Source organism: Bacillus sp. MUM 13 (genome assembly GCF_001866725.1).
Classification (GTDB): Bacteria; Bacillota; Bacilli; order Bacillales; family DSM-1321; genus Peribacillus.
This window is the reverse complement of record NZ_MLYQ01000162.1, coordinates 1-6,430: the sequence shown is the minus strand read 5'-3', so window position 1 is coordinate 6,430 and position 6,430 is coordinate 1. Positions and strand designations below refer to the sequence as shown.

The 6,430-nt window shown below is 35.5% G+C and carries 5 protein-coding genes and 1 pseudogene; 1 reads left to right on the top strand and 5 read right to left on the bottom strand.

Annotated features, from left to right (window positions below; genetic code table 11):
- Nucleotides 1-381: 381 nt before the first annotated feature.
- From BIV59_RS22380 to BIV59_RS22365, 4 genes and pseudogenes are all read right to left on the bottom strand, one after another.
- Complete coding sequence (locus BIV59_RS22380) at nucleotides 382-870, bottom strand: DinB family protein (RefSeq protein WP_071353667.1); 489 nt, start codon at nucleotides 868-870, stop codon at nucleotides 382-384.
- Between the two features lie 312 nt (nucleotides 871-1,182).
- A pseudogene (locus BIV59_RS22375) lies at nucleotides 1,183-1,708 on the bottom strand (helicase).
- 299 nt (nucleotides 1,709-2,007) lie between these two features.
- Nucleotides 2,008-2,502 (bottom strand): hypothetical protein, encoded by a 495-nt coding sequence (locus BIV59_RS22370; protein ID WP_071353666.1) that lies wholly within the window; start codon nucleotides 2,500-2,502, stop codon nucleotides 2,008-2,010.
- 39 nt (nucleotides 2,503-2,541) lie between these two features.
- Nucleotides 2,542-3,792 carry a ParM/StbA family protein gene (locus tag BIV59_RS22365; protein WP_071353665.1) on the bottom strand — a complete coding sequence of 417 codons (1,251 nt, stop codon included), beginning with the start codon at nucleotides 3,790-3,792 and terminating at the stop codon, nucleotides 2,542-2,544.
- Between the two features lie 800 nt (nucleotides 3,793-4,592).
- On the opposite strand from BIV59_RS22365, the gene BIV59_RS22360 reads away from it, so the two are divergent.
- Nucleotides 4,593-5,495 carry a hypothetical protein gene (locus BIV59_RS22360; protein WP_071353664.1) on the top strand — a complete coding sequence of 301 codons (903 nt, stop codon included), beginning with the start codon at nucleotides 4,593-4,595 and terminating at the stop codon, nucleotides 5,493-5,495.
- Nucleotides 5,496-5,526: 31 nt separating this feature from the next.
- On the opposite strand, the gene BIV59_RS22355 is transcribed toward BIV59_RS22360, so the two are convergent.
- Nucleotides 5,527-6,387, bottom strand: a complete 861-nt coding sequence (locus BIV59_RS22355; protein ID WP_071353663.1) for a putative phage abortive infection protein — start codon at nucleotides 6,385-6,387, stop codon at nucleotides 5,527-5,529.
- Nucleotides 6,388-6,430 lie beyond the last annotated feature (43 nt).

Sequence of the window (6,430 nt, the reverse complement as noted above, 5' to 3'; positions counted from 1 at the left end):
CACTTTCTCCTTTGGCCACATCCAGGCCCACTACTGGATTCAATTTCATCTCTCCCATCGATGTACTCGCCAGTAACCCCTATACCTCCCTGTAGTTCCATAGCTTCGCTTGTTATACGAGATCTTGTCCCAACCAGCCTCAAACATCTTTCTACAAGTAGGGGGCGAACAGTTTAGTTCACGAGATCTTAGTCCCACGCACCCGTACGTTCTACCCTGGCTACTGACATAATAGGTCCTATAAAAAAAAGAGCCAACCAGTAAAAACTGGTTAACTCTATAATACGAACGCACCCGTTAATTTAAGTACAATACTTCACAAACTAACTCAATGATAAAGGCAATGTCAATTAAACATTGCCAAAATTCTTCTTGAATAAATTAATTTTCTGTTCCTAAAACATCTGTATTTGGGGGTTCGTATCCCATCTGTCGAAGCATTGCTACTATTTGCCCTTTGTGATGAAACTCATGGGTAATCGTGTGCATTAGCAATTTACCAGGAGTAATAGATATTTGTTCAGTTGCTTCTCTCCAAGGGATTTTTCTATCAATTAGCACGTTTAAATTATGTCCATGTAGTTCTAATAATTCATTTACAATTAAATCCACTTGATCAAATCGTGCTATTATTTCCTCTATATTGAGATTATTTAGTTCTTCCCTAGGAGTAAGTGGCTTTTTTGTCTTCAATAACACAAATGAGCCCAGCCATGCAACATAGCAATCTGCTATATGAACTAATGTGACTCTTACACTTTGCCAACCGAAACCATTTGTATGAGTAAAATGATTAGGATCTAATTTCCCACAAAAATCTAAAAGAGTTCCTCTAGTTTCTCGAACCCATCCATACTCGTGTTGAAGCATCAAAACACCCTCCTTTAACAATTATAACTACTTATTTCAATACATGTATAGAAAACCCTTTCTTTACTGGATATTCATTTATTAATAAAAAAGAGGCTTTCATATGTTCAAAATTCTTGTGAAATCTCCTTTCATAAATTAAGAAAAAAGATTCGCCGTAATTGTATTTTTTAACATAACTGCCCCGTTAGCACAATATGAATAAAGCTATCACACAGATGGATCTTTAGCTATTTCCTATCAGTGCAAATAGTAATATTTTTACATAAAAAGTATGTTGCAGCGTGTTTTCATCAATCTTTCCATTCCTTCTCACTCCTTTGTTGATTGACAAAAGATAAAATGGTCATTAGGATCCCAAACGTGTATTTGATCAGCACGGTACCCTCTTAGCCATAACGCACCATTAATTCGTCTAAGATAAAAACCTTTTGGAAAATCATAATCATAATTAAGTATCTTCGATGCTATTGTGATAGAGCCAAATGGAGCTTGATTACCAGTTAAAGGTTTTTCCGAGTAACCTTCAGGTTGATCTAAATACTGAAGTCGCAGAAAAGGCCAAGCCAAGATCCTTCGCTCTTTTAAACAGCAGGTCCGTATTAGCGCCATCAGGAAGACCGAGATTACCGACGGTTAGTTCAACGGTATTTAGGCTGTACTTTATTTCAGTAGTCGTAAACTGGTTATCAGCTAGGAGTCTTTTTCCGGACTCATTAACCAATACGGAGCATTGCTGCAATTTCTGGATAAGCTGCGATTTTGTCAGACCGCCAATATCTACTGTTCTTATAACCATTTGACAATTAGGATATATTTTTTCATTCTCTATATACATTCATAATAACTCCTTATATCAGGCTATTAAGTCGACATATCCGAATAATTAAATATTCCTCAATTCTCCCCGTAAATATCCTTGTTCCACTAAACTGCCCGTTCATTTTAACATAAATATCCAGTCGTATTTAAATATAATCAGGTGTAAGGTAATGGTCATCATACCATTTCACTATAAATCAACCTTTACTTTTAACATAGCCTTATTACAGATCCTGAGGAAGTCCGACACTGCTCTATAAGAAAAAAATGTTCCTTAGGCACATAAAAAAGCCCGATCTAATGACCGAGCCCCACTTACCTCTTAAAATTTGTCATATTTCCTATTTTGATTAACCTGGAAAGAGCATCATCACCTTGATTATTCAAAGGAGTCTTTTCTTTACGTATGCTTTTGATATCTTGAGCAGAATCACTTGCTTTTTCAGGTTTAGCATCCTCTGTTTGGAGAGTTTCTCCAAGATATGGCTCACTTCCCGCAATGGCTTGTGCTAGATTCCTGCTTCCGGGATTCCCGAGGACCAAAGAAAGAATATTATAGAGTATCTTTTTGCCCTCATCCGTTTTCAGCAGCATCAATTGATCATTAGAGAACCAGTCCATGGGAAGATAGATTCCCTTTTCCTTATGAATGCCATTTTGTACCTTAATGCCGTCTTCTATAAGCTTGGACATAAGTTCGTTGCGGCTGCTGAAGTGCTCCAGCAAATCATTAAACTCCTCCGCCCAGGGTATGGAGTTTTGAGGTGTATACTGAAAGCCCCTTCCAGGAGTAATTTTTCCTTTTATCAAGTAAACCACCACCTTTTAGAACACACTAGCGGATACAATTTATGCTTTTTGTGACTGCTTTTCTATCTGAGAGATAATGTTTTTCAAAAGGTAGGCTTTACTCGTAAAGAAGCTTGCTTCTTCAAGATTAGGCGGGAATAAGCAATCGTCTTCCTGCATGTCTGCAAGGTATTGCTGTGCGAATAGTAATCCCCCGCCCACCATAATCATTTGGCCTACATTGGTATCCACGAAATACCTCAGTACCTTATCTTTCACTTCTTCCGCGTACGCTTTTGCATGCTTGGCAACGATTCCGGTAATATCCCCTGTCTTTGATTGCCATGTTGCTTTAAATACTGGTTTGTATTTTGGATTCTTTAATAATTTATCAATCTCAGGTTTGATGAACTTCCTCATAAACTCTTCTCTAGTAAACGTGATTTTAGGAACCTGCTGCACCCTTTCGAACCTGGAACGGATTGAATCAAATTCCTTGAGTTCTATAGCTTCCTGCATGATGTTATCAATATATTTGTTCGTTCCGATAAAGTAGTTTGTAGACTTTATGGAGTTAAGTCCATTTTCGTCATATAGAGCCAAATCCAAAGTGCCCGCTCCTAGGTCGGCAATAGCAAATTCATTGTTGATTTTGGAAGAGAAATCCGTTTCTACGATTTCACCATTAACCAAATCAAAAGCCAATGCTAAATAGCTTGTAACACCTTCCACATTGAGCTGAACTTCCGTGATATTTATGGTTACTGTCTTCCCCTTGTAAGGTCCTTTTATGGAAGTGATTTCATGTTCCCCTAAAAATATATTAATCTTTTCAGATGAAGCCTGCTTTGCCTCCTCTATCGGCAGTCCAAAGCTTAATGGGACATTCACCCTGTCCTCTTTGCCTGATTTCCACGCTGCCATAGCAAGGCCTGCCAGGGTCGTAACCACATGGATTTCATTCCCTAATTTATCTTTCACTTCACTGCTGGTCTCTTTCAGATTTTCTTTTTTGCCTGTAGCAATTTGAGCATATTCCCCCACTGTGTAAAATGCATTGGTCCGGTTCTTCGGCAAAGCTTTGCTTTTAATTTGGAGATGAAGGATCATATCTTCCGGAAATGACTTATCCCTGCTTTCCTCGGCGATATCTTCCGCGGTCGTTTCAGCATTCTCTCCTATAATACTTGCTATATTTAAGGAAACAAAATTTCCGCTTTCGTCTATGTATGTCACTTTGTTAGAAATATTACCGCTATCAACACCTGCTAACAAATAGTCTTCTTTAAATAGAAAGTCTAATTTACTCATTTTTCTCTCCCCCTACAACCTAGACTAATCTAGATTAGTTATTAAGTATAATATAAGTGTTTTAACATTCAAAGTCAATCAATAGTTAGCGATATTTTATCGTTAACTATATTTTAACTATCATATATTAGCGATAAATTCACATTACTCTAAATTTATCGATTCGATTATTCAGCCAGCGAAAATAATCAATCCCTCCGTTAAGTCATTGTTATCGGTAAATCATCGACATACATTAAGATAATAGCGTCAAACTATCGTTATCTATACAGCAGCGTTATGAAATAAACTGGCGCAACGGAAGGTTTTTATCATTTTATTTAGCGATTAGATTTGTATAGCGGTAAATTAACTTTATCTTGTTCCTATCGATAGCTTTAAATCCATTAAACTAGTTTAGACCAGTTTAATGGATTGTATCTATAAACTAGATTAGACTAGTTTACATTTTAATTCCCCATCATACTTGTAATTAAAAAGATGACGCAATATCTAACTATTATCGTTAATCTTTTAAACTTATCGATAATCCTATCGATAGTTTAAAACCGCTAAACTTTCGATAATGTTATTTTAGCGTTAAACTCGTTCATGCTATTAAAACGATCGATAATAGTGGTATAATAATTATTATTATATATCCCAGCATATCGTTGTTAATAACCCCAGTTAAAGGGAAATTGTAAAGTCAGCGTTTTTCACCATTGATACTACAATCCTTTTATTAATGATAAACTGACGTTTTAAACATATTGATAACTCAAAGATAAAGATAATAAATCGCTAAGAGGTGAATAACTGTGACAGGGCATGTTCAAGCAAATAAAGAAATGATAGAAAAAACTTTATCCTCAGATCCTCTATTTACATCTTTGCTACTGGATAAGGAATACAATGGAAGGCTATATAGTGAAAGTGTTTTATCGTTAGAACCCAATAAGATGTATTCCACAACGGAATGTTCCGAATCAATATTTCATATTGCTAATTCAACATTAAGGTATTATGTACGAATGTTGGATGGTTATTTGGAGGTATTTATTGAAGGAAGAAAAAAGAGGCTCCCATACATAAGTGTTTTCAAAATCCACATGGTTTTATTAGCGATAGAACGTGGTGAAACCATATCGGATATTCAAGTTAAGCTAGCGCTAAAATCACAGACACAGCAAAAAATTGGACAAACCAAAGGAAATAAATATAACGACGAAAACTTGGATCAGATTTTTATAGAATTTGAGAGACGGCAGCAAATACTTGTTGAAACTTTCATGAGACAAAACGGGGTTACACAATTAGAGATGGATCTTCTCAAGAAAGAAACAAGTGTAACAGATAAAAAGAGGCAAATTGAGATAATTCAGGAAAAAATCAAAAGTCACCGCTTATATCGCAAAATGGATCGTCAAGCAGGAAACGTATTGCGTAAAAGCCTGGAGCTCAATAGAAAATCATCAGGAATCCTTTCCATCTTCTCAAAGAAGCAGGAGTACAACCCTAATGTAGAAAATGAAATTCTTGTGGATGAACGAGAAATTAAAGCCGATAATCTGGAAGGACAGTATAACGGTCAAATCGAAAAGTTGGAAAATGAAATAGGGGAGGCCGTTGAGGAAATTATTCTTTTAAAACAGCGCTTATTAACTGAGCAGCAGCGCTTATCAAATGAGAGGGTATACCTCGAGGAAGATCTCGATGAATAATTATTTATATACAATCTGAAATAGCCACTGATTAGTGGCTATTTTTTATGTAGAGGGAAGCTTCATTATTAAATAATTCTTTATGTGTTGGGGAAATTAAGATACTTGTATTTAGATTATCAAAAAGGTTGTACTTATCCGCCAATAGCAAGGAATTGTGGCCTAATATGCTTAAGCTATTATAAAAAATTAGTCCAAGTTCATAGGATGATAATTGGGCTCTTATAATACCAATATAATTTTTTTTGTCTTCTGAATTAAGAATGCTCATATCAGTCTCATCAATAAACTTTAAAATTCGATACAAATTCCTAAAGTAATGGCCTAGTTTGTCTTCATTACTTTCGTAAATAGGCTTGTAGGTAATTCGGATTTTCGATAAATCAGTTTTTCCTCGGAACTCAAAATCTTTATCCATATTCCGTAAATACATTTTCTTAAAAGTATCATATAAATGCTGAAATGAAGCTCTTCCTGAAATATTGTCAATACGGTCATAAACAATTGAGTTAATAATATCATGGTGTAAATTTACCATCTGAAAGAAAGTATTTTCAAACCTTTGAATAGACAAGGTTTTATTTTGCTCAATAAATTCTTGTCTTGTTGCTTGCATCTCCTCTTTTTGTATATCTAATTGCTCTTTTTGCATCCTCAGCGTAACAAGAAGAGCTAAAAAACTTACAAAAGTTAGTGTGGGAACTAAAGTCCCAGAAGCAAAATCACCAAAAGGGCCTAACTGTGTAAAATCGAGCCATTTTATATGGCTGTTAACCAAAATTATACCTAACAAGGGTAGGACCCAGAGAAACCTAACCCAACTCCAAACAATTTTTAATTCTGGAATAAAAAAGTTGTCTTTGGATTTTTCTCTTTTTTTTTCTTTTCCCATAATCTCCTCCTGATGTATATGACAATCTAAGTCTATTTTAGAC